Consider the following 21753-nt stretch of genomic DNA (forward strand, 5'->3'; position numbering starts at 1 on the left):
CTCGGAGAAAAGGTGATTCCATATGACCAATTTTCATAAAGCGTATCAAATAAAGAAGCGTCTTGCCGGAAGTATGCTGAGAAAGCGAGGGGTCCATGGCATCGGGATCGGTCTGAAAGACCCGGCTCATCCGAAGAAAGGTGCCGCGGTTGTTGTCTATGTCAATACTCTCTCCGCTGCAGGAGTTAAGAAACGTACCAAGAAAGGCCACCGCAATTCTCTTCATTTTCTTAAATTGAAATCAACAGCAGGAGTGCCCATTCGTATCGTCCGAACAGCGAAATTCCATAAGAATGGAACGCCGCCTTCTAAACAAAACTTCAAGGGTAGAATTCGGCCGTTAATTGGCGGATACAGTATCGGTACTACGGAAGAATCCGGTACTGCAGGTCTCATTGTGAGCCCAAAACGTTGCCCCCGTATTCGAAATATTCTAAGTAACAATCATGTACTTGCAAATGAAAATTCGTGTCGTAATTCTCCTACCTTGCAACCCGGGGGAGCTGATGGTGGCACATTAAAAAGAGACCTTATCGGACATATGAACCGCTTCGTCAAATTGCATAAAAGAAAAGTCAATTATTTAGACGCAGCAACTTCGAAGCCATTACGACGCAATCTCTTGAAGCCACGCTATGCCGTTTTTGGAACCGTACCCGGACACGTATGCTCTTATCGGGTCGGAGACCGCTTCAAGAAAGTAGGGCGAACGAGCGGAGTTGTAACAGGCATTGTAGACTCTATTCATACCGACATTCAAGTTGGATACGGAGGATATGGAAACTTAGGTACCATTACATTTAAGAACCAAAGTGTTATACGCGGCCAACGTCCTGTTTCACTTCCAGGAGACTCGGGTTCCGTCTGGCTGACTCGTCGAGGTAATTTAGCTGCGGCGGTAAACTTCGCCGGTTCTGGAGACGGACGTTTATCTATCTCCTACCCCGTAGAATGGTTTATGCAAGTGTTTGGAGACAGAGTTGCTCATTCTCGGAGTCGTGGTATTGTAAGACCACGTAAAAAAAGTAAGAAGAATTACCTTTTCACCAGTCCTTTAAACCCTAGAATTTTATCAAAAATCAAGGTGTTACGCCCGAGTAGAAAAGGATGCAAATGCAAATAACTCCCTAGACACAGAGAGATGATTGAGCAGCAATTACTGCTACTCAACCATCTTTCTGCTCCGGAAGTTATGTCTACGATATCTTATTCCATGAAATCTTTAAGTCTCTTACTGCGGCTTGGATGTCTGAGCTTCCGCAATGCTTTAGCTTCTATCTGACGAATCCGTTCACGAGTAACACCAAATTCTTTACCTACTTCTTCCAAGGTGCGTGTCCGGCCGTCATCAATCCCGAACCGAAGACGAAGTACATTCTCTTCACGTTCAGTCAGCGTGTCGAGCACCTCTTCAAGCTGTTCTTTGAGAAGTTCGTAAGCCGCAGCATCCGCTGGAGCCAATGCGTCCTTATCTTCAATGAAATCACCCAAATTCGAATCATTCTCTTCGCCAATTGGCGTTTCTAATGAAACGGGTTCTTGAGCTATTTTCATAATTTCTCGCACTTTTTCCGGCGAAAGTTCCATTTCCTTCGCAATTTCTTCCGGTGTAGGTTCACGGCCGATCTCTTGAAGTAACTGTCTCGAAATCCGAATCAGTTTATTAATGGTCTCCACCATATGGACTGGAATACGAATCGTTCTGGCCTGATCCGCGATCGCTCTCGTTATGGCTTGACGAATCCACCATGTTGCGTAAGTACTAAACTTAAAACCTTTGGAATAATCAAATTTCTCAACAGCCTTAATTAGACCCATATTGCCTTCTTGAATTAGATCGAGGAATACCATGCCACGACCAACATAACGCCGGGCAATACTCACTACGAGACGTAAATTAGCCTCAGCTAGTCTACGCTTGGCCTCTTCATCACCCTGTTCAATTCGTTTAGCGAGCTTTACTTCTTCTTCGCCAGACAGCAACGGTACTCGACCAATCTCTTTCAAATACATACGTACTGGGTCATCGATTTTGATGCCTGGTGGCAACGTTAAGTCATCTGTATAGCTCGGTTCATCGTGTTTCAGATCTTCTGACATGAATTTGACCCCCACCCTAAAAAAATAAAAAATGCTAAAGACTCACATTTTCCTCTAACATTTGTATATTTACATTGACATTTCACTGTAATGATGCTATTATAGAGGCGATTGAGAAATAATTAATATTATAATGACTACCCGTTATTTTATCACGAACGACAATTTAATACAAGTTAATTTTATAAACTAATATATGGTACCTAAAGCTGATTCTTCTACGAGGGTCAGTTTTTTTGATTCCTTAGTATTTCCACACTAACATATGATTAGTGGATCAACCCCAATTGCTTAGCTTGCTCTTCCGTGAGAATGAATTGTTCATTAATCCATATATCATCGCTATCCTCCGTTATACCAAACATGAGCATTATCGCCCCCCATATCCCCTTCTCAACCGCTTCACCTTGCGTGATGATGATTTTCATACATAACCAACTCCCTAGACTAATGTTTGTCCCCATATAAGGCTACCTGACCTATTTACACTATTATATGTAAGATCCAAACAATAAGTTGTGACTTAAACACATTTAAATCCGCTATACTTAAATATAATGACCACTTTTACATGGGAGGATACTAATGAAACTAACTTATCTAGGACATTCTTCAATACACATCAATACAGGTGAATTTCAATTGATTATTGATCCGTTCTTAAGTGGTAATCCAAATGCAGCACTTCAACCCGATGAGATCAAGGCCGATTATATTCTGCTGACTCATGGTCACTCCGACCATATTGGTGATACAGAGGAAATCGCCAAACGGAACGGTGCGACGATTATTGCCGTAGTTGAATTAGCCTATTATTTCGAGAGCAAGGGTTTTCAGACTATTGGAATGAACCTGGGCGGTTCTTGCACCTTCCCCTTCGGGAAGCTACAATTCACTCCAGCTCTACACAGTTCTTCCGTGCAAATAGATGGGGTAAATGTATTTTTAGGTTCTCCGGCAGGAATCTTGCTGAATATAGACGGGCATACCCTTTATCATTCCGGGGATACCGCGCTCTTCAGCGATCTAAAATTAATAGGAGATCGAAATTCAATTGATCTTGCCCTGCTCCCCATTGGTGATTTCTTCACTATGGGGCCCGAAGATGCCTTACTTGCAGCAGAGTGGTTGAAGGCAAGACATGTAATTCCAGTACATTATAATACGTTTCCACCCATTAATCAGGATGGCGAACAATTTGTAGCTAATTTGCAACCACTCGGAATTACAGGACATGCTCTAAAGCCAGGAGAATATCTCAATCTGAATGAGTTAAATTAAATCTATTATGAAGTACAAGCCTAAGCCTCCATTCACTCTAAACTCATGAGGAACGGAGGCTCTTTTTTCAAGGCAATTTTAATTCATGCCATTAATAATTCAGTCTATTAATTCCTTGCCTTTAGTCTCCGTACCCAGTACCAGCACGGCTATAACCCCTACTATTATCGTAACGAAGAAGATCCAGAAGATCGAACCAATCGCGACATCTCGCCCCACCAGGATACCTACTAGAAGGGGAGCAATTACGCCACCTATTCTCCCGAAGGAAGCTGCTAAACCAACACCCGTTGAACGAATACTTGTTGGGTAGAGCTCTGGTGTATAGGCATACATTCCACCCCATGCTCCTAAGTTAAAGAAGGATAAGCAAATACCTGCAGCAATCAACATACCTTCTGTAGAAGCGTTCCCGAACCAAGCCGCACTAACTGCCGTTAAGAGCAGATATACAATTAATACAAACTTTCGACCGAACTTCTCAATGAAATAAGCAGCTGTAAAGTATCCTGGAAGCTGAGCTAAAGTCATAATCAACACATATTGAAAGCTTCTTACCAAGCTAAATCCTTTTAGGACCATGACGGAAGGTAACCATAGAAACATACCATAATAGGAGAACACGACCGTGAACCAAAGGATCCATAACATGATTGTCGAACGTCGATGTGGTTTAGCCCATAAGGTGCGAAATCTGTGCCGCAAGGAGATGGGTTGTACCTTTGTTTGCAATGCTTGATTAGTAAATCGCGGAGAGTCATCTATAGCTTTCCGTAAATAGAGTGCATAGAAAACTGGAAGAGCCCCAATAAGGAACGCAATTTGCCAACCGTATTTCGGAATTACAAAATAGGCAATCAATGCGGCAACAATCCAACCAGCAGCCCAGAAACTTTCCAAGAGTACGACTGCCCTTCCCCGGTCTTTGGAAGCTACGGATTCAGACACTAATGTTGAGGCGACGGGCAGTTCTCCCCCTAGTCCAAATCCGGCAATAAAGCGCAATACGCACAATACCGCAAAACCAGTCGCCGCCGCAGACAACCCGCTCGCAATTGAGAAAATAAGTAACGTCCAGAGTAACACAGCTTTTCGACCAAATTTATCAGCCATTATCCCAGCAACAGCTGCACCAACCGCCATACCCACTAAATTGATACTATTGAAAAATCCAACTTGGAGCGGTGTTAGACTCCATTTCAGTGTAAGATCAGCTACTACAAAGGAAATAATGCCGACATCCATAGCATCAAACATCCAACTAAATCCAGCGCTCATCAATAATTTTCGTTGTTTTGGACTACGTACAATTTCAGGCACTTTCACCGTGTTCTCCCCTTAATATCCATTTAATTCTCATCTCTATCTATTTACTTAACTCGCGCTCTTTTTCGTCATTTTACGGTGTCTGATAATAAAGGCAACCATAAGGATGAACAAAAATACCACGTATGGCACAATTAGCTTACTCAAATTCACACCTGGAAATACAATCGGGGCACTAAGGATACCAAATAACCAAATGCTAGATAAATTTCCGACCATATTCGCCCAAGCATAAGAAATATTTTTCATTTTAGATATGGCGGACATGAAAGAAATAACATTGTTAGGTATGATCGGAATCGTACGTAGAAAAATAACTGCCCAAACCCCGTAACGATCAATACTTTCTTGCCACTTATGATATTTCTTTATTTTTTTAAACCATTTACGATTAAACCAATCGGCTAGAAAATATTCGCAAAGCAGGTAGACCACCATTCCCGCTACGGTTCCGACGATCCAACTAGCGAATAAACCCTTTGCAATGCCAAGAACTGAAAGATGGAGCATAAGTAGAGTGGCAAACGGAAAAATGCCAAACACGCCTTGAATAATTGCAAGTGGAATCGTGAGTAGTAAAATTGAAAAGCCGTCAAGTTGTGTTATCTCAACTAACCATTCTGTAATATGCTGTATCCATTCGTTCACGATCCGCTTCCCCATTCTTTATAATTACTTGTTGATATCTCATAGATTGTAATGAAGAAGATATTGAGGCCCCGATTTCCCTTCTCGAGTAGTCCCCGTATCTATAAAACCTGATTCTAAATACATCATTTTAGCAACGGTATTTCGATAATTAACAGCAAGCACAATTTCTCGGATATCCGGAAAATACAACTCCACAAACGCAGGCACTAACATCATCGCTCGCTTGGCGACTCCTTTTCCCTGATAGGGGGAATCTACTGATAATGATCGAAGCAGCATTACCTCTGGATTGGGAGAATATTCACTGATATCTCTACCACAATGTAATACAAAAAATCCCACTGGAATTTCATCACGTGTGATTACAACAGGGTAACGATTTCTATCATCCGTCGCTTCCTTCAGCGCTACCTTCGGAAGTAACGTAAATGCTAATTGTTCATCCGTTAGATGAAATTTTTCAAGGATCTCCTGATCACTCGGGTTCCAAAATTTCAAAGCAACATTTGGCTCTCTATGATCCATAGGTTCCTCCTAGATTAAGATTCTATTCTTCTCCCCAAAATAACTAAGTCTCGCTCTACCCCGTCTAAATTTGCAACCTTGGGTAGATGTGCCCATTGATCAAAACTAAACTTCCGCAAAAGAGCTAGGCTAGGTTCGTTATGCGCAAACACGAAACCAAGTAAGGTGCTGATCGATAGTCCCGGGCACGCGGCTATAGCTCTCTCAATTAACAAACGTCCGATACCACGAGCACGATAATCACTGGATATATAGATACTAATTTCTGCAGTTGCATTGTACGCAGGTCTACCGTAAAAAGATTGAAAACTAAGCCACGCGATGATATTGTCACCCGATTTCATCACCCACAAAGGGCGGAGTTCCGGGGAATGTTCATGAAACCAAGGTTTTTTGCTCTCTACAGTTACTGGTTCCAAATCGGCCGTGACCATCCGGCTTGCAACCGTCTCATTGTATATTTCTACTATTCGCTCTAAATCGTCGATACGTGCATCTTCAATAATGTAGGATTCAATCATATGCAATTTCTCCACCGTGAAAAAAGAGATGATAAATCTCCTCTCCCTTATACATAATCCGCTCTTCACCGCTAAATTGTACTAAATCCCCATTCCATGAACATTCATATTCGAAGTCCTTATTTCGATGGCTGGCAGGTCCTCGGTAGGGTGCATCTTGACAAACCAACATTAAACACTCTAACAGAAATTCCGGAAATCTCTGTACTGGATTCGCTGTTCTGCCATGATAATTCATTCCCCATACGGCCGTCTCGTTCAGCCTAACAATCTCTTGTCCGGAAAAATGTAACCCTCCAAAATAACTATCTAGATAACTGTAATTTCCTTTTGTATAGAGGATATCCTTCGTTCCAGGTCTGCTAGAAGCAACTCCATTATTACCAGAAGCATATGAATTACGTTTAGCTTCAACTAGGAAATCCCTAAACTCCTTCTCATTGTTCATCATAACGTTTTCCCCCAAATTCAACTTACTTGGAACTACCTCATCCATATCTTTATCAATTAATCTGTTTCATGCCTGATCTGCACGTAATGTTCCACAATCGGGAAAGGTTCATAGAAGTGATGGAGCAACGCCTTCCATTCTTCATACTGTGGTGACTGACGAAAGCCAATTTCATGATCCGTTAGCGTTCTCCATTTGACGAGTAGAATATATTTATTCTCGGTCTCAACACATTTATGTAGCTCGTGTTCCATATAACCATGCATTTGCGAAATGATCTTGGATGCCTTTCTGAAGTTGCTCTCAAAGTCATTAATTGTACCTGGTTTAACATGTAATTCGGCTACTTCAAGTATCATCTTCTATCCTCACCTTCCTTTTCCGTATATTCATTTATATTGCATCTCTACACCAAATCTAATTTTATAATTATACCATTCTAGCCGACTGAACAACAAGAACAAACGTTCTATATCTCAATTAAATGAAAAAACCTATTACAGAGAGGGATTTCTTTCTCCACAATAGGCTTATGAATATTAGCACAATATGATGATTATTTAACCGAGCATAACGCGATCATCTGAGAGCTTATGACCACTGATCACTTCAAACTCTCCAAGCAACTGCTCCATGGTCAAATGACCTTTTCTATCCTCATTTACATCGAGGATAATACGTCCATTATCCATCATGATCAAGCGATTGCCTAGACGAATAGCTTGTTCCATGTTATGGGTGACCATCAAAGTCGTCAATTTCAACTCGCTCACAATGTTCTGTGTAAGCTGTGTTACAAGTTCAGCACGGGCCGGATCTAGAGCCGCGGTATGCTCATCAAGTAGCAATATTTGAGGCTCGGTGAAACTGGCCATAAGTAAACTAAGCGCCTGACGTTCTCCGCCGGACAACGTACCTACTTTGGCACGAAGACGATCTTCAAGACCAATTCCAAGACGGCTAAGTTGCTCACGGAACAGCGAACGACGCTGAGACGTAACCCCTATGCGTAATCCGCGACCTTTGCCACGAGTGTAGGCCATGGCCAAGTTCTCTTCGATCGTCATATGCGGTGCAGTTCCAGCCATCGGATCCTGAAAGACACGACCAATCCAGCGGCTTCGCTTATACTCCGGCAGGTGACCTACATCATTTCCGTCGATAATAATTTGACCAACATCCGGTCTAAGAACACCGGAGATCATGTTCATCAACGTTGATTTTCCTGCTCCATTACTTCCAATCACGGTTACGAAATCCCCAGGTTGCAGTGTTAGATTCACATCTACCAGTGCAATCTTCTCATCTGGTGATCCGGGGTGGAACAACTTAGTTACATGTAAGAGTTGTAACATTAGAGTTCGCCCCCCAGACTTGTATGATCGGTTCCAGTAGTAATTTCACTTGAGCGTTTTTGCGCCATTGACTTCGCCTTACGGGACCTTTGCATCGTAGGAAGCACCAATGCCGCCACAACGATAACAGCTGTGATTAGCTTCAAATCGGTCTGCTCGATCCATTCAATCCGCAACGCAAGTGCATAGATGAAGCGGTACACTATCGCACCAAGCACCACAGCAAGGGTAGCAAAGATTACATTTCTTGCTCCGAAGATCGCTTCACCGATAATAACAGAGGCCAGTCCAATCACAATCATCCCTATACCGGAGGAGATATCCGCGAATCCAGAACTCTGGGCAATTAACCCACCGGACAGTGCAACCAGACCGTTAGAGAGACTAAGACCAAGGATAATTGTATGATCGGTATGTGCACCGAAACTACGGATCATCCGCTGATTGTCACCCGTTGCTCGGAGTGCTAAACCAAGATCTGTATGGAAGAATAAATCCAGTAATAGCTTCACAATGATTACAATAAACGGCATCAATAGTAGTTCTGATACCGAGCTGAATAACGTTTTTTCCCCTAATAAAGATACATTGGGCTTGCCCATAATCCTCATATTAATGGAGTACAGTGCGATCATCATTACAATCCCTGATAATAGACCGTTGATCCGACCTTTTGTATGAAGAAGCCCAGTAATCGCGCCTGCTACCATCCCACCACCAAATGCAGCAATTGTGGCAATCCAAGGCGCTACGCCACCTGTAATCATAACAGCAGCAATAGCACCACCCGTTGTAAAGCTACCGTCCACAGTCAGATCTGGGAAATCTAATATTCGAAATGTGATATATACCCCTAACGCCATTAGGGCATAGATCATTCCCGATTCAAGCGCTCCGATTAACGAGTTCATCATGATGCATACCTCCTAAATGTTGGTGGATACGCTATTCCAGAATGTTGTTCTCTTTGTCATTAACTTGATCTTTCATTGCGTCCGTCACTTCTATTCCTTGTTCGGCAGCCGCCTTCAAATTAAGAATCAAATCGAGTTTCTCTGGTACAGTTACTTTCATATCTCCTACTTTTTTACCGTTCTTCAGCACTTCAACAGCCATTTGACCAACTTGGTAACCATGATCATAGTATTTGAATCCTACTGTGGCAAAAGCACCCTTCTCTACTGAATCCCGATCACTGGAGAAGAAAGGCAGATCATTTTCATTCGCCACTTGAATAATTGTACTTACAGCTTCTACAACTGTGTTGTCTAAAGTAATATAAATTGCATCTACACGTCCTACCAAAGACTCTGCTGCTTGCTTTACTTCCGATGTATTCGTTACAGATGCCTTCACAAGCTTAATGCCATGTTTTTCGAGAGCTTTCTCAGCATAATCAGCCATAATCACTGCATTGGGTTCGCCTTGGTTTAACACGATACCTACATTCTTTACGTCTTTGACATTCTCGGCTAGGAAATCCATCAACTTCGAGATAGCCTCTGGATTCGTATCCGAAGCTCCGGAAATATTACCACCTGGTTTGTCTAAATTATCAATTAACTTCGCATCGATAGGATCAGTAACAGCCGCAAATAGGATCGGTGAATCTTTAACATTCTGAACAATTGCCTGAGCCGTTGGTGTAGCAATGGCAAGAACCAGATCGTATTTCTCACCGGCGATTTTTTGAGCAATTGTATTATTATTGTTCTGATCACCTTGTGCATTGTTATAATCTAGCGTTAGATTTTCTTTTTCTATGATACCGGCATCTTTAAGCGCTGCTAGAAAACCTTCACGTGTCGCATCTAGTGAGGGATGCTCCACAATCTGCGAGACAGCAATTTTATAAGAATCCTTCTCTGCTGCGCTTCCCCCATCACCACTACCACTACTTTTGTTATTGTTGTTGCCACATCCTACAACACTGATCAACATCGCTGATACCGCTAACAGTAAACCGATTTTCTTCTTCATTTGAAATGCCCCCCTTAAAAGTATCAACTCTATTATTTCAAAATAGAGCACAGCCGCTTTAACGCTTTTATTCGTTAAAGCATATACATGTGAGTTTGCCCCACATCTTCTCATTCGATATGTTATTCCTATATTAAATGGTGGTTAATTATCCGTCAATCGGAATTATTGAGTTCGTGCTTAATATAGGAATAAAGAAAGATGACTCCTATATGAAATCAGAAGTCATCTATTTAATAACGGCAAAGGATATCAGAATCTATGGAATTACTTTCCAAACATCGGCCCCAGTTGAACCAGGCGTTTCACCTAGTGTCCACCATTTAGCTTCGTAGTTAACTCCGTTATGCGTCACCTTGTTGCCACCCACATAGACCGTAGACACGTTCCATGCTGTATAAGTGGTAGGAGCTGCTGGTGTTGTAACATTTAACGTATTACTCGCTATTGATACATTACCCGCGGCATCAACTGCTTTTATTGTAAAGGCATAGGCCGTACTAGGCGTTAGATTGGTGACGGAATAGGCAAGGATCGACCCAGATACCGTATCAATGAGCGTGGTCCCGCGGTAAATTTGATAAGAGGTCACTGCAATGTTGTCACTTGAAGCGTTCCACATCAAAGGTACCGTAGTCGAGGTTGTACTACCCATTACATGCAGGCTCGTTGGGGCTGATGGAGGATCAACATCCGGTCCTGTGACAACAAGGGTCGTGATTGAGGCCGTATTGCTCGCAGCGGATACATTGCCAGCATCATCGACAGCTCTTACCGTTAAATTAAAAGCTGTATTAGAGGTCAGGCCGGTCAAATTGTAACTTAGAGCTCCATTAGTGGAAGCAATCTGTGTTGAACCATTGAAGATCCGGTAGCTAGTTACACCAACGTTGTCCGTGGCCGCCGTCCAGGTAACTGTAGCACTTGTCGTTGCGATATTAGATACGACCAGACCTGTAGGAGCTGTTGGAGCTACAGTATCGAGATTGCCAGGAAAATTAACATCGATGACATTATAGAATGCGTTGGCTGTATCTGCTATTTCCCACACTGCCAGTATGACTTGATATCCCGTTCTATTAGGAACATTACAAGTGTCAGAATAAGTATTGTCAGGTGTTCCGCTATAGGAAACGCTGCAAAATGGTGTTAAATCGAATGAAGCACGTGTAAGCGGAGCATTTGGATTCCAGTCTTGCTTGGTCATGTAATACTTCCAACTTGATGTAGAGTGTGGAACTTTTATATTCCAGTTGAACGTAGTCGTACCCGGGCTGATGTTTACCTTTGTCCAACGGGTCGCCGATTGCTCATCAAGTGCGGCGAATGCACCGTTGGCGCTGGCAATTTTACCATCAGCCGGACCTGCTGCAGGAAACCCTTTCAGTGCCTCAAGACTATATGGCTCATAAATGATGAGACCACAATTGTTATTAATTCCACTGGCACATAGCGCTGCACGGCTAGATGGATTGTTAACGTAACCATGAGCTGTGGCTTTCCCCTCGAACACAAAGAGCATAGCGATAGTCAACATAAGCATCATACCGCCGGCGACTAGTACTTTTATCATTCGTGATTGAGTTAAACGTAGAGTTGTCATTATAAACCCCCTCCTTTTAGTGGTAAAAGTTAGAGCTAAGTTACCTCCACATGTTAGCAGCAAATACCCAAGCACGACCTCCCTTCATCTTCGCAGTCCATGATCAACCTAAGAACCAATATCCTTGTGACACCCGCCCTACCCTCCTTCAGTAAGATTGTGTATATAAACTCTCAGTGAGTTTATACTAAAATGACAAATCACCTCATTGTAACCGATTACATAAGTGATTAGTGCTTGAAACTATATGTAAACCTTTCACATGTAATTACGAAATAGACTCCTAAACTCGTATCATTTGTCACACATATATTAACATTATATGTCATATTTAACAACCTATTTATAGATATTTTTTACATTTATTCCTCGTGGAACCAAATAGTCCGTATGGATTGTAACCAATCTATAAACCTCCTAATCAAATGATAGATAACTCAATTCATCTCCAAAAAAATCGAATGTACACTTACCTCTTCAGCACCCTGTATAGTATAATGTTCAAATCTGCGTCAAACTGTGATCCAAGTAGAAAGGATGTTTCAACGTATGAGCTCAAACACTAGTAATCCTCCTAACTCAAAAAGTCCAATATCTTCTTCAAAGCGTATGAAGTCAGCGCTTATTCTTGGTAGTCTATCTGCCTTCGGACCGCTCTGTCTGGACATGTATCTACCTGCTTTGCCAAATTTAGCGAACGAACTAAATACCAGCGCCTCCATGGCACAGCTAAGCCTGACCGCTTGCTTGCTCGGACTAGCTCTCGGCCAGCTAGTTGCAGGTCCTCTAAGTGATGTGCGCGGACGACGCACACCGCTAATCGTAGCGTTGATCATCTATGCTATTAGTTCACTTCTCTGCGTCTTCGCCCCTTCCGCATGGTTCCTAATTGGGTTTCGATTCATTCAGGGCTTAGCAGGAGCTGCGGGGATCGTTATCTCACGTGCGGTCGTTCGTGACATGTATTCAGGCACGGAGCTCACGAAATTCTTCTCGCTCCTAATGCTAGTCAATGGGGCGGCTCCGATCCTGGCCCCGTTATTTGGCGGTCAACTGCTGAATTTCGTGTCATGGCGTGGTGTATTCGTTGTCCTCAGTCTGATTGGCGTAGCAATGTTGCTGGCTGTCCTATTCGGTCTTCCCGAAACTTTACCTAAGGAGCGGCGCCAATCCGGTGGTATGAACGAGACGTTATCAACCTTCCGACGGTTGCTGAGAGATAGAATATTTATTGGCTACTGTTTAGCCCAAGGTCTCGTCACAGCAGCGATGTTCGGATATATATCAGGATCTTCCTTTGTCCTTCAAAACATATTTCATGTATCAGAGCAAATGTATAGTCTCATCTTCGCTATCAACGGGGTCGGCATTATCATTGCCAGTCAAACAACCGGCCGACTTGCTGGAAGATTCAAAGAATCTTCCCTACTTGCTTTTGGGCTAGGGCTAGCCGGTGTATCCTCCATCGCCTTGCTTACCGTCATATTGACGGGTGGTGGTTTAATAGCCATTCTGATCCCATTATTCCTCATCGTATCTTGCGTCGGTATCGTAGGAACTTCAACTTTCGCGTTAGCAATGAATAGTCAAAGTAAATCAGCAGGCAGTGCGTCAGCCCTGCTTGGCTTACTTCCTTATATTCTTGGTGCTGCAGTCGCCCCACTCGTTGGTCTTGGTGGCGACAAAACGGCAGTCCCAATGGGTATCGTCATTATTGTAGCTAACCTCAGTGCGGTTATCTGCTACTTGTTTGTTGTTCGTAGAGCTCAGGTTAAATTAAAGGCCGCTTCATAATTTGATTTAATTGGGAGGGACATACCGAATGAATGATAGATACCCGATTGGTGAGTTTAAGTGTTCAGAAATAATTTCACATGAAGAAGTAACAGAATGGATTAATGAAATACGCGAATTTCCGAGTAGGCTAGTAGAGGTAGTAAGTAATTTAACAGATGTAGAGCTAAATAAAACCTATCGCGAGAATGGTTGGACGATACGTCAAGTTGTACATCATATAGCTGATAGCCATATGAACGCTTTTATTAGGTTTAAATTAGCCTTAACCGAAGACAATCCAACGATTAAACCATATGATCAAGATGAATGGGCCAAATTAGCAGATTGTAAACTTCCAATTGAAACATCTCTTAGCATCATTGAAAGTTTGCATGAACGCTGGAGTTATTTGCTTCAAAGTCTGTCTGAAGAGCAACTAAATAGAACCTTTCATCATCCTGATTCCGGATTAGTCCGTGTTGAAAGAAACATTGGCATTTACGCTTGGCATGGCAATCATCATTTAGCACATATAAAAAATGCTCTAGAGTAAAGCTTGTACCATGTTACTCCATTGATGCAACTGAACAGAACAGGAGCTTGCCATATTTGTGGCAAGCTCCTGTTTTTGATTAAATATTTCTAATACTTTAAGAAGATATTATATATTTTTTGCTAATACATACAGTCCAGGAACTGCTCTAAAACCCAGATAGTCTCTGTTAATTTTCAACATCGGGGTATTCATGGAATCATTATTCGTTCGCATATATTGGGGCTGCTTCTCCAAAGCGGCTTCAATACTCTTAATTTTTAGCGCTTGGGCAATACCACGGCCCCTATGTGAACTTCTCACTCCCGTAAATTCATGGTAGAAGCTAGAGGTAGCCCCCTTATAAAGTACATGGGCAACTCCTACCCATTGATTATTCTCTATCGCAACAAAGAGATAATTAGGGCTTGAACCCGGAAGGTCCAATGTCCACTTTTTCCATTCTTGCTGATCAAAATATTCACCACTAAAACCAGGAATATCATAACTTGTGTCTCTGTACAACTCATACAGCGCCTGCTCTTTCAGAGCGATTTCTCCATCCAGTTTATCCAGAGAAGTTATAACCACTCCAGTCTCTTCTACCTTTGAAATACCAGGAAGATATTCCTCCAACTTAAATGTCGATAAATCCAGGACAGATTCAAATACATGTCTATTGATCTTAAATCCAAGTTGAGTTGCAAACTGAAGGGCAGAATTATCTTCATCCCGTATTTCATAATTCAATTTACTTGCACCAATCGAATGTGCCCATTGCTCCAAATGGCGGTACACCTCTTGCCCTATCCCCATATGACGATAGCGTGGATCAACAACAAGCCGATGATTTAGTTCACCATGAGCCGTCCACGGCGCTCTCCACGATATACCATACGCAATAGGAATATCAGCAGCATTAACAGCTACAATAACATACCGATCAAAACCAGCTAACAACTTATTCTCATCCCGATACAAATGCCCTTGTGATGGAATTTTGGAGTCATCTAGTTCTAGATCTTGAGCAGTTATGGGTTCCGGCAGACATGTATTCAAAACTTCTGCAATATAAGGATAATCCTGTGGTAACTTTACTTTTCGCACAACAACCTGCATAATTCACCCCGATAATCCTTCATTTATTACAACAAAAATTCTACCTCAGACCAATGTCATGGAAACGATTATCAAGAGATTCACGCATCCACCATCTAAGTTTCTCTATGGCATTCGCTTCTTTTTCTTTAGCTTCTTGGACAAGAGCAACTAGTAGAGTTACTTGAGGATGATTGTTTAACGCAATATCGCTAATTTCTTGTCGCCATTCAACTAACAAACATGCTACCTCTGTAAAAATAGCTGCAACTCGACCATATTCCTCTGCTGCTTGAACAATCTCTGGCCACATTCGAGATAGTTCCCTTATGTATAAACTGATATCCCGCTTAGCTCCTGCATAATACCCAATAACAGACGCTCCATCTTTAGCGATGTAATCACCTGTCTGTATTGCAGAAATGATCGCATCATACGCCAACCGACCGCAAGCATATTCTCCTTCAGGAAGCATGGGATCATGTGTCTCCCATTTATAAATCGCTTGTATAAGTGACTCTCTGTAAATCTCTATCTCTTCTAGCTCAATCTTATTTTCGAAAAATTGATAATACCAATACGGTGTTTCATTACGGCCAAAATCATCATAAGCCAAACTCTTTAATCCATCATGAATCCCCTGCTCGTTGCCTTCACCATCAGAGTAATATAATACTTGCTTATCGTCATCATACCCCGCGACCACAACAAATCTGTCCTTCCAAACGACAACCCCAATTCCGTTATCTATGGACTCCTTGATCATCCCAACTGCTTGTTTCTGATAGAGTGGGAATGTACTTTCAAAATTAAATCCAGCTCCTTGAGAAGCAGCAATCCCAATAAAATCAGCAGCGATAAAATTCTCTGCCATCCAGTTATATGCTGTAGTAGACTCCACCTGTAAAGAGCGTTGTACTGTAAAACGAAACCCGGCTACAGTCATCCCCGTTAGCATAGATTTTGAGCAAGTGATCCATCCCCGGTGTGACAATATGGCGTGCATGGCATCAATATATGATTGTGTGGCATTGGTCATCCTCAGACCATCCAACAAGACAGCTGGCATTTCATTCACTCCTTCCGCCAACCCTAACGCGCCGAATGTGTTCCCCATCTAGGTAGGGTTGTACGTTTTGGGTCAGGGAATCCGGCTGAAATTTGCTTGAATATTCCCATGGCCTGGTCCTCAAGCAACCTTGCTGATTCAAGTGACTGAATAAACAATTGAAGGAATGTGGGATCAATTCTCCGTGCCTCCCTATCCTTAACAATACAAGTCGCTGCGATTTCCATGTGCTGGAGTAGTTGCTCAAAGAGCCCCACAACATCCTTTAATCCTGCCCATGTCCCCTGAATATATTGCAAATAGTTTCTAATCTCCGTCCGGGAAACAATGTGCGAATCCAAAATATACATCGCCCCACCAGCATCGTAATCACCACTATTAAGTGCATTAATCCAATAAGTATAAGCCTCTTTACCATTGGCTACTTCCTTACCCGGTAGTAACTTAAAAGGAGTGTCCCAATCATGAATAGCCAGCCGCAATGACTCCAGAATGGATTGCTCTATCGGAATATCTACCTTCTCCCCAATGGTTTGATAATACCAGAAAGAGGTAAAATTCAATCCAAAGTTGTCATACAAGATAATCTGGTCGTCACTTGATATTCCATCCTTAGCAAAAAACACACGATCCACATCATCATACCCATGAATGACACCAAACTCTGGAATCCAGTATATAACACCCATTCCTTGATCAAGGTTTTGTCTAGTATCTTGAATGGCAGCTTGCTGGAAATGCCGGAATGTTGAATGTCTGACACGCCCTGAATCTGTAATGGTTAAATAGCCCAAATTATCAACTGCAGGCTGATGCTCAGTCCCCCATTGTCCGTAGGCTGTCACCGACATCGGTAGCAGGCGTTCATGTATACTCAACTTAAAGGCCATACCTGTTAGCCCAGAAAGCAGATACTTAGGTCCGTCAAATTGACCCGCAGCGCTTAGCACTGCATACAAACTATCAATAAAAGATTTTGATTCCCGCTTCATCACGAGCTTCTCCAGATAAATACTGGACAATTTCATGCCTCCCCAAATTGTATTACTCTAGGATTTTGATTCATCTTGGTTAGTTGTTGATATGTCCAAAGAAGCCAACGTTCGGTGGCATCTTGCAGATAGTTGGTTTCTCAGCCAATGCGGTGACAGTAGCGCTTCCCACTCTGAGATCAGCAAATGTTGAAGAAAAGAAGCCGTATCATAGAATTCAACATCAATATAACTACCTTCTCTGGAAATAATGCGATATCCCATCCACGTCTCTTGATTTACCTCATGTTGTAGCTTAAGCTTAGCCACAAAAGGCTGAAGAAGAGGTGATTTCCCACGCTCTATTTCGACCTCCATATCAGCTGTACGTTCAAACCGAATTGCAGTAACTCTTACATGCAAGATATCATCCAGTCGAAAAGAAAGTTGCTTATCCTGCTGATCACAATAGGCGATCACATAGTCACTGTTATACCGGGACGTCATTTGCAATGGGCAGATATAATATTCCTTCTCCCCCTCACGATTCCGGTATGTGATATAAACGGTATTACACTCCTCAATAGCGTGGGATAATAACTCCATGTTATGAATCGTTAAAGGCAGAACATCAAACACAGGCAACCGCTCATTTACCTTTTCATCCCCAGATTCGGAGAAATGCTCCAATAAATGCGCCACCCGTCTAATTGAACGACTACTCTCATATTGATGATTACGATAACGGTGAGCTAGGTATTTAAGTATCTTCTGCTCCTCTTCTGTGATATAGACATTTGGTAATACATAAGTATCATCTTCATAGCAATATCCTCGCTTCTTTGCTACATAGAATAATGGAGCATGCATAGACATCTCCATGTACTCTATATCCCGTTGTGCCTGTCGTTTGGAAATCTCAAATTTCTTCGCAATGAGAGTACTATTAGGATAATTCTCCGCTCTGATCTGTTGATCAATCCATTGAATTCGATGCAAGCTACTCACAGGTTAAAACTCCTTTATCGTTCCCTTTTCGTACGGTTCAAGCCATCTTATGTAGTTAGAGCATCTACTTTGACCTGATCCGCCTTTGAACATCTCTTACATACTTTTACCACAGAACCATCTGATTTGGCACAGGAATATAACAATTTTATTCTAGTACTATTACAAATCGGACAAGTTCCCCGTCCACGTGAAGGAAGATTCCATATTGCATGCCCTCTTTTTGTTTTTGCCACAGTTTTTATTCTCCTTTGTCCTCGTTGATATGTTACAAGGACAATTATAAAACACCTGCTACGACATATAATGTCGTAGCAGGTGAAGCTAACAATTAAGTATCCATATATCCATGTGCCCCTTGGATTATGGAGAATTTTCTTAACTTACGAAATACATAAAGTATTGGAACTTAGTACTAATTACGAGTGTTATAATAGTTGTAAGGAGCGATGCGATATATGGATCAAGATTCTGTTGATGTAAATTCACTTACAGACGATATGCTGGTGCTTCAAGCTCGAGATGGTCAGAGCCAAGCGTTTAATGAATTAATGACCCGTCATCGAAAGAAGGCACTCCACATAGCAACAAAAATAACGAATGATCCCCATTTAGCAGAGGATGTCGTACAAGAAGCTTTGATGAATGCATTTCTGCACCTCGGATCACTTGAACATATCGAACGATTTGTTCCATGGTTTCAGCGTATTATTACAAATCAAGCCTTGATGCACGTCAGACGTGGTGGTCCCTATGCTAAAGAGAAACCTTTCTCCGCCTACACTATGTGTTCTGATCAAGATAATCACAATCAAGGAGATGATTTTCCGATAGACCTTATCTTGAATACTTTAGCTAGAAACGCTAATCTATTACGACATGAGGACGAAGATCCCATAGACTCAGCTATAAGACTAGAGACAAATGACATGTTACGAAGCTTACTTCATTGCCTAAACCCTAAGGAACGCGAAATGTTCGAAGCCCACTTTTTCAAGCAATATTCACCTCAGGAAATCGCAGCTATGTGTTCCACCTCCTCCAGCAATGTTTATACAACACTATCCCGCTCCAGACGGAAAATTCAACAGACACAATTCCAAAGTAACCTGACACGTTATTTACATACACGCAGTAATCATCCTTTTAGCATTAATAATGAACTTCAAGACCACGGCATTTACATAGGAGAAATATGGGATACCTATTCGCTATGTGTGATGCATGCATTACAATACAGCACCCACCACCAAGACTCACAATTTTCGATGGCCGAGATCATGGGTCTGACTGGGCAAGCCTTCCGCATTCAAATTCATCGTAATCAATTGGATCTAGCAGGAGTAACCACATATAATTGGCGAAATACGTTTAGCAAAGGATTGTTGAATCTCGGTTATGCACCACGCTCACTTGGTGAAGGACTGCGGATTCCCCAAACGAACGAGCTTCTAATCGATGCATTTTCGTTTGTCCACGAGTCTATAGATCAAGGAAATCCTGTTATTGTATGGGGCATTCAACAGCCCTTTTTCAGTTTGATTCATGGGTATGACGATCGACAGAGATCATTTCGAATCAAAGGATTCTTCCAACAAAAGACTATTGATTATGAACAATTTGGACGGGAATGGAGTGCCGATTTGTTCGTATTGACGCTAGGAACTGCGTATGAGATCAAACCTATCGATTCTTTACGCGGGGCATTAAGTATGATTATTACGCACGCTGAAGGTGCTGAACGAAGTATCCATCCCGAATATATCCAAGGAGTTCCCGCCTATGATGCTTGGATTTCCGCGCTCTCTCAAGGACATATTGATCACCTTGCAAATGCATATAATGTATGGTTTATATCTAATGCTCGTTCTTTTGCAGTGGAATTTCTCAACACCATCGCCGAGCACCATGATGATGATGTATACGGATCATTAGGGCTGGAGCTTTCTACTCTTGCGACCCAAGCCTCTTCCCATTATGTCGTGGCCTTACAAGCACTTTATGAGTTACGCAAACTATTTCCTTTTCCTAACGGTGGAAATCCCCACTTAACGAATAATAGAGATGCTGGTATTAAACTGCTTAAGCAAGTAAAAATGTCAGAACAACAAGGGCTTAACACACTAAAAAGCATGCTACAAATCTTATGTCGTTAACCTGAATATAAATTGTTGTAAGATTTTCCTGACCGTTGGCATCGATACTAATGGAGGCTGTAAAGAGTCAATCCATAAACAACGGAGGGGTAAAAATGAAAAATCGTTTGTTGATGAGTTTCACTTGTATGGCGATAGTTTTTGTGGGTTGTAATGTGGTTACAGAGGAAAATTTTCAAGGGGTGACTCCATTCCGTGGGGATCTTCACAATACAGGTGTTTCTGTCACCCAAGGATTGCCTGAACTTACCGGAGAAAAGTGGAAGATACAGATCCCTGGAGAAATTCATAGCTCTCTAGTGTTGGCAGATGGGACTTTATATTTTGGCACCGAGGAAGGACACTTTTATGCGGTTAATGCCACCGATGGAGAGATCGTCTGGGATGTCATTTTCGATGGAAAAATAAGATCAAGCGCTGCTATTTACGAAAATATGCTCTATTTTACAGATACAACCTCCACTCTGTATGCATTAGATCAAGAAGATGGAAGCGTGAAATGGAAGCAGAAACTCGATGATAGTTTCAGTAATGGAGACAAAAGCGATGAATGGGATTATTTCATTGGTTCACCAACCGTCGATCAGGATATCATTTATGTAGGTGGTGAAGGACCATTCTTCTATGCTGTTAACCGCCAAGACGGAACCATCAAATGGGAATTTAAGACTTCGTCTTTCGTTCATGGGAAGGCTGCAATAGCTGACGGCAAGGTTTATTTTGCTGATATGTCAGGCTCTGTGGTCTCTCTAGATCAACAAACCGGGGAACAAATATGGTTACAGAATTACGGCGTTATTCAATCAAGTCTGGCATTTAAGGACGACGTCTTATATTTTGGATCACGTGATAACTATGTCTATGCACTCGATGCCAAAACAGGTGAAATAAAATGGACTCACCTTACTCCAAGAGGCTCATGGGTCACATCTTCTGCCGCGGTCAACGATCAGTATGTCGCTATAGGTTCATCCGATTCCTATTTACTACATGTCTTCGACAGCCAAAGTGGTAAAAATCTTTTCGATTTCGAATTAATTAGCCGAGTGTTCTCCTCGCCTGTCATAGTTGATCAAATTGCATATTTCGGTACTGGTCATACAAATGGTGGTGGAAGGGAAAGGGACGCCTTCTTTGCTTTAAACTTGGAGACAGGGCAGGAGCTATGGCGCTTTGAAGGAACAAAAACACCGATTCTCTCAAGTCCCGTTGTTGCGGATGGGGTCGTATTTTTTGCTACAAAAGACGGTATCGTATACGCTTTGCATTGAGATATACAAAATGACAAAGAAAATGGAGTGCCAACTGGCAACAGTTATGGCACTCCGCTTTTTGTGTCCTACTCTATCA

23 protein-coding genes are annotated in these 21753 nt (G+C 42.2%); 6 read left to right on the forward strand and 17 right to left on the reverse strand.

What is annotated here, in order from left to right:
- The first annotated feature begins 22 nt into the window (after window positions 1–22).
- Entirely contained in the window at window positions 23–1123 is a 1101-nt protein-coding gene (locus EJP82_RS07255; RefSeq protein WP_127191374.1) for a chymotrypsin family serine protease, read from the forward strand.
- Between the two features lie 83 nt (window positions 1124–1206).
- Here EJP82_RS07255 and rpoD read toward each other — a convergent pair whose 3' ends face one another.
- Both rpoD and EJP82_RS27925 read right to left on the reverse strand, forming a co-directional pair.
- Window positions 1207–2100, reverse strand: a complete 894-nt coding sequence (gene rpoD, locus EJP82_RS07260; protein WP_127191375.1) for an RNA polymerase sigma factor RpoD — start codon at window positions 2098–2100, stop codon at window positions 1207–1209.
- A 269-nt stretch (window positions 2101–2369) separates the two neighbouring features.
- On the reverse strand, window positions 2370–2528 hold the full coding sequence (locus tag EJP82_RS27925) for a hypothetical protein (RefSeq protein WP_170220147.1): 159 nt from the start codon (window positions 2526–2528) through the stop codon (window positions 2370–2372).
- Between the two features lie 157 nt (window positions 2529–2685).
- Here EJP82_RS27925 and EJP82_RS07265 point away from each other — a divergent pair, with 157 nt between their 5' ends.
- Window positions 2686–3381 (forward strand): metal-dependent hydrolase, encoded by a 696-nt coding sequence (locus EJP82_RS07265; RefSeq protein WP_127191376.1) that lies wholly within the window; start codon window positions 2686–2688, stop codon window positions 3379–3381.
- 99 nt (window positions 3382–3480) lie between these two features.
- On the opposite strand, the gene EJP82_RS07270 is transcribed toward EJP82_RS07265, so the two are convergent.
- The 10 genes from EJP82_RS07270 to EJP82_RS07315 form a co-directional block, all read right to left on the reverse strand.
- Window positions 3481–4659 (reverse strand): MFS transporter, encoded by a 1179-nt coding sequence (locus EJP82_RS07270; RefSeq protein WP_211350062.1) that lies wholly within the window; start codon window positions 4657–4659, stop codon window positions 3481–3483.
- 96 nt (window positions 4660–4755) lie between these two features.
- On the reverse strand, window positions 4756–5355 hold the full coding sequence (locus EJP82_RS07275; protein ID WP_127191378.1) for a TVP38/TMEM64 family protein: 600 nt from the start codon (window positions 5353–5355) through the stop codon (window positions 4756–4758).
- 39 nt (window positions 5356–5394) lie between these two features.
- The gene (locus EJP82_RS07280; RefSeq protein WP_127191379.1) at window positions 5395–5883 is read right to left on the reverse strand and encodes a GNAT family N-acetyltransferase; all 489 of its coding nucleotides are present in this window, start codon (window positions 5881–5883) and stop codon (window positions 5395–5397) included.
- A 14-nt stretch (window positions 5884–5897) separates the two neighbouring features.
- On the reverse strand, window positions 5898–6404 hold the full coding sequence (locus EJP82_RS07285) for a GNAT family N-acetyltransferase (RefSeq protein WP_127191380.1): 507 nt from the start codon (window positions 6402–6404) through the stop codon (window positions 5898–5900).
- On the reverse strand, window positions 6397–6855 hold the full coding sequence (locus EJP82_RS07290; protein ID WP_211350055.1) for a DUF5680 domain-containing protein: 459 nt from the start codon (window positions 6853–6855) through the stop codon (window positions 6397–6399). The genes EJP82_RS07285 and EJP82_RS07290 overlap by 8 nt, the downstream gene beginning before the upstream one ends.
- A gap of 56 nt (window positions 6856–6911) precedes the next feature.
- Entirely contained in the window at window positions 6912–7214 is a 303-nt protein-coding gene (locus EJP82_RS07295) for an antibiotic biosynthesis monooxygenase family protein (protein WP_127191381.1), read from the reverse strand.
- A gap of 201 nt (window positions 7215–7415) precedes the next feature.
- The gene (locus tag EJP82_RS07300; RefSeq protein ID WP_127191382.1) at window positions 7416–8210 is read right to left on the reverse strand and encodes an ABC transporter ATP-binding protein; all 795 of its coding nucleotides are present in this window, start codon (window positions 8208–8210) and stop codon (window positions 7416–7418) included.
- Window positions 8210–9124: an ABC transporter permease gene (locus EJP82_RS07305; RefSeq protein WP_127191383.1), complete on the reverse strand. Its 915-nt coding sequence runs from the start codon at window positions 9122–9124 to the stop codon at window positions 8210–8212. Before EJP82_RS07305 ends, EJP82_RS07300 begins: the two co-directional genes overlap by 1 nt.
- A 31-nt stretch (window positions 9125–9155) precedes the next feature.
- The gene (locus EJP82_RS07310) at window positions 9156–10190 is read right to left on the reverse strand and encodes an ABC transporter substrate-binding protein (protein ID WP_127191384.1); all 1035 of its coding nucleotides are present in this window, start codon (window positions 10188–10190) and stop codon (window positions 9156–9158) included.
- A gap of 259 nt (window positions 10191–10449) precedes the next feature.
- Window positions 10450–11793: a lytic polysaccharide monooxygenase gene (locus tag EJP82_RS07315; RefSeq protein WP_127191385.1), complete on the reverse strand. Its 1344-nt coding sequence runs from the start codon at window positions 11791–11793 to the stop codon at window positions 10450–10452.
- Window positions 11794–12342: 549 nt separating this feature from the next.
- On the opposite strand from EJP82_RS07315, the gene EJP82_RS07320 reads away from it, so the two are divergent.
- Window positions 12343–13587 carry a multidrug effflux MFS transporter gene (locus tag EJP82_RS07320; RefSeq protein WP_127191386.1) on the forward strand — a complete coding sequence of 415 codons (1245 nt, stop codon included), beginning with the start codon at window positions 12343–12345 and terminating at the stop codon, window positions 13585–13587.
- Between the two features lie 28 nt (window positions 13588–13615).
- The gene (locus tag EJP82_RS07325) at window positions 13616–14122 is read left to right on the forward strand and encodes a YfiT family bacillithiol transferase (RefSeq protein WP_127191387.1); all 507 of its coding nucleotides are present in this window, start codon (window positions 13616–13618) and stop codon (window positions 14120–14122) included.
- A 108-nt stretch (window positions 14123–14230) separates the two neighbouring features.
- Here the strand turns inward: EJP82_RS07325 and EJP82_RS07330 are convergent, their stop codons facing one another.
- The 5 genes from EJP82_RS07330 to EJP82_RS28325 are packed head-to-tail and all read right to left on the reverse strand — an operon-like array spanning window position 14231 to window position 18483.
- Complete coding sequence (locus EJP82_RS07330; protein ID WP_127191388.1) at window positions 14231–15220, reverse strand: GNAT family N-acetyltransferase; 990 nt, start codon at window positions 15218–15220, stop codon at window positions 14231–14233.
- A 40-nt stretch (window positions 15221–15260) separates the two neighbouring features.
- Window positions 15261–16268: a cysteine peptidase family C39 domain-containing protein gene (locus tag EJP82_RS07335; RefSeq protein ID WP_127191389.1), complete on the reverse strand. Its 1008-nt coding sequence runs from the start codon at window positions 16266–16268 to the stop codon at window positions 15261–15263.
- A gap of 23 nt (window positions 16269–16291) precedes the next feature.
- Entirely contained in the window at window positions 16292–17290 is a 999-nt protein-coding gene (locus EJP82_RS07340; protein ID WP_127191390.1) for a hypothetical protein, read from the reverse strand.
- Between the two features lie 27 nt (window positions 17291–17317).
- The gene (locus tag EJP82_RS07345) at window positions 17318–18247 is read right to left on the reverse strand and encodes a helix-turn-helix transcriptional regulator (protein WP_127191391.1); all 930 of its coding nucleotides are present in this window, start codon (window positions 18245–18247) and stop codon (window positions 17318–17320) included.
- A 47-nt stretch (window positions 18248–18294) separates the two neighbouring features.
- Complete coding sequence (locus EJP82_RS28325; RefSeq protein ID WP_127191392.1) at window positions 18295–18483, reverse strand: hypothetical protein; 189 nt, start codon at window positions 18481–18483, stop codon at window positions 18295–18297.
- 222 nt (window positions 18484–18705) lie between these two features.
- Here EJP82_RS28325 and EJP82_RS07355 point away from each other — a divergent pair, with 222 nt between their 5' ends.
- The gene (locus EJP82_RS07355; RefSeq protein ID WP_170220148.1) at window positions 18706–20403 is read left to right on the forward strand and encodes an RNA polymerase sigma factor; all 1698 of its coding nucleotides are present in this window, start codon (window positions 18706–18708) and stop codon (window positions 20401–20403) included.
- A 95-nt stretch (window positions 20404–20498) separates the two neighbouring features.
- Complete coding sequence (locus tag EJP82_RS07360) at window positions 20499–21674, forward strand: beta-alanine-activating enzyme beta-propeller domain-containing protein (protein ID WP_170220149.1); 1176 nt, start codon at window positions 20499–20501, stop codon at window positions 21672–21674.
- Window positions 21675–21753 lie beyond the last annotated feature (79 nt).

Source organism: Paenibacillus anaericanus (assembly GCF_003994475.1).
GTDB classification, from domain to species: domain Bacteria; phylum Bacillota; class Bacilli; order Paenibacillales; family Paenibacillaceae; genus Fontibacillus; species Fontibacillus anaericanus.